General features: G+C 68.4%; 1 protein-coding gene. It reads left to right on the top strand.

The genetic code is table 11. The features are described 5' to 3' along the window. A partial coding sequence (locus ABZ562_RS41060) for an SDR family NAD(P)-dependent oxidoreductase (protein ID WP_361490555.1) occupies nt 1–3,156 on the top strand: 3,156 nt, incomplete at both ends.

Here is a 3,156-nt window from a genome sequence, read left to right on the forward strand (position 1 = left end):
GAAGCCGTCGAAGGCCTTGTCGCACAGGGGATGGGCGCGTTCGTCGAGTGCAGCCCGCACCCCGTCCTCGTCCCCGGTATCGAGCAGACCCTCGACACGGTGGATGCCGATGCTGTGGCGCTGGGTTCGCTACGGCGTGATGCGGGCGGTCTGGATCGATTCCTCACGTCTCTTGCGGAAGCCTTCGTCCAGGGCGTTTCGGTCGACTGGTCCCGCGCCTTCGAGGGTGCGAGCCCCCGCATCGTAGACCTGCCCTCCTACCCCTTCCAACGACAACGTTTCTGGTTGGAGGGCTCGCCGGCGTTGTCTTCGAACGGCGTTGAGGGTGAGGCAGACGTCGCGTTCTGGGATGCGGTCGAGCGCGAGGACTCGGCGGTTGTGGCCGAGGAGTTGGGGCTCGACGCCGAGGCTCTGCACACGACATTGCCGGCCTTGTCGTCGTGGCGGCGGCGTGAGCGGCAGCGTCGGAAGGTGCAGCGCTGGCGTTACCGGGTGGAGTGGAAGCCTCTGCCCAATTCGCGGGCACAGGAGTCGTTGCAGGGCGGCTGGCTGCTCGTCGTCCCGCAGGGCCGTGCCGGCGATGTCCGCGTCACTCAGTCGGTGGCGGCGGTGGCGGCCAAGGGTGGTGAAGTCACGGTCGTAGAGGTCGACGCCGTGCATCCCGACCGCGCAGCATACGCCGAGGCCCTCACCCGGTGGCCGGGCGTGCGGGGTGTGGTGTCGTTCCTGGCGTGGGAGGAGCAGGCCCTTGCCGAACACCCCGTTCTGTCTGCGGGTCTGGCGGCATCGCTGACGTTGGCCCAGGCGTTGATCGATGTCGGCAGGTCCGGTGAGCCGGCGCCGCGTCTGTGGCTGGTCACGCAAGCCGCCGTCGTGGTCGGTGCTGCCGATACCGGTGCGGTGATCGACCCCGTGCACGCGCAGCTATGGGGCTTCGGCCGTGTCGTTGCTCTGGAACACCCCGAATTGTGGGGCGGGTTGATCGACCTGCCCGCTGTGGCAGGCGAGCCTGGTTCGATTCCCGACCACGCGCATGCCGACCTACTGGCCACGGTCCTGGCCACGATGGTGCAGGGAGCTGCCCGAGGCGAGGACCAGATCGCGGTCCGGACGACCGGTACCTACGTACCCAGGCTGGTGCGTGCAGGCAGCAGTGCACACTCGGGTGCGCGGAGGTGGCAGCCGCGTGACACCGTACTGGTCACCGGCGGCATGGGACCGCTGACCGCCCCCATCGTCCGTTGGCTGGCTGACAACGGTGCCGACCAGGTAGTACTCCTGGGAGGTCAGGGAGCAGACGGCGAGGCCGAGGCGCTGAGGGCCGAGTTCGACGGGCACCCGACGAAGATCGAACTCGCGGGCGTGGACACCGATGACGGCGATGCGCTGCGGTCCTTGCTCGACCGCACGACCGGCGAACACCCGCTGCGCGCCGTCATCCATGCGCCGACCGTGGTCGAGTTCGCCTCGGTGGCCGAGTCGGACCTGGTGCAATTCGCCCGCACCATCAGCCGAAAGATCGCCGGCGTCGGGCAGCTCGACGAGGTGCTGAGCGGCATCGACACGGCGCACGACGTGGTCTTCTTCTCCTCCGTCGCGGGCGTCTGGGGAAGCGCGGGGCAGAGCGCCTACGCGGCGGGCAACGCCTTCCTCGACGCCGTCGCCCAGCACCGCCGTCTGCGCGGACTGCCCGGTACGTCGGTGGCCTGGACTCCGTGGAACGACGATCGATCCCTTGCCTCCCTCGGTGACTCCTACCTCGACCGACGAGGACTGCGAGCACTGTCCATACCTGGCGCGCTCGCCTCCCTCCAGGAAGTGCTCGACCAGGACGAGGGCCACGCCGTGGTGGCGGACGTCGACTGGGAGCGGTTCTACGCCGGCTTCAGTGCCGTCCGGCGCACTTCCTTCTTCGACGACGTGGACGACGTCCGCCGGCCGGCCCTGTCCGCGGCTGCGACCAACGACGGACAGGCCCGGGACGAGGACGGCGGTACGGAACTCGTACGACGCCTGCGTCCGCTGACCGAGACGGAGCAACAGCGAGAGCTCGTGTCGCTTGTCCAGAGCGAAGTCGCTGCCGTCCTCGGCCACTCCTCCACCGACTCGGTCCAGCCACAGCGCGCGTTCCGAGAGATCGGGTTCGACTCACTGACAGCGGTCCAACTCCGGAACCGGCTTACGGCCACCACGGGCATGCGCCTTCCGACAACGCTGATCTTCGACTACCCGACCACCAACGGACTCGCCGAGTACCTGCGCTCCGAACTGTTCGGTGTGTCCGACGCACCAGCTGACCTGTCCGTCGTTCGGAACGCGGATGAGGAGGACGACCCCGTCGTCATCGTGGGGATGGCCTGCCGGTTCCCGGGCGGAATCGATACGCCGGAAGCCTTCTGGCAGTTGCTCGAAGCGGGCGGCGATGTCATCTCCGAACTTCCGGCCAACCGCGGCTGGGACATGGAGCGCCTCCTGAACCCGGACCCCGAGGCGAAGGGCACCAGCGCCACACGCTACGGCGGTTTCCTCCACGACGCCGGGGAGTTCGACGCCGCCTTCTTCGGGATCTCGCCGCGTGAGGCGTTGGCGATGGACCCGCAGCAACGGCTGCTGCTGGAAACCACCTGGGAGCTCATCGAGAGCGCCGGCGTGGCGCCCGACTCGCTCCACCGGAGCCGGACCGGCACGTTCATCGGCAGCAACGGCCAGTTCTACGCACCGCTGCTGTGGAACTCCGGCGGTGATCTGGAGGGCTACCAAGGCGTGGGCAACGCCGGCAGCGTGATGTCCGGCCGCGTCGCGTACTCCCTCGGCCTGGAGGGACCTGCGGTCACGGTGGATACGGCGTGTTCGTCATCGCTGGTGGCACTGCACTTGGCGGTGCAGGCGCTGCGCCGGGGCGAGTGCTCACTCGCCATAGCCGGCGGTGTGACGGTGATGTCCACACCGGACAGCTTCGTGGAGTTCTCACGGCAACAGGGCCTCTCCGAGGACGGTCGTTGCAAGGCGTTTGCGAGCACAGCCGATGGTTTCGGCCTCGCCGAGGGCGTTTCGGCGCTGCTGGTGGAGCGGTTGTCGGATGCGCGGCGGTTGGGTCATCGGGTGTTGGCGGTGGTGCGGGGGAGTGCGGTCAATCAGGATGGTGCGTCGAATGGG

The sequence above is a fragment of the Streptomyces sp. NPDC019937 genome, from assembly GCF_040631655.1.
Lineage (GTDB): Bacteria > Actinomycetota > Actinomycetes > Streptomycetales > Streptomycetaceae > Streptomyces.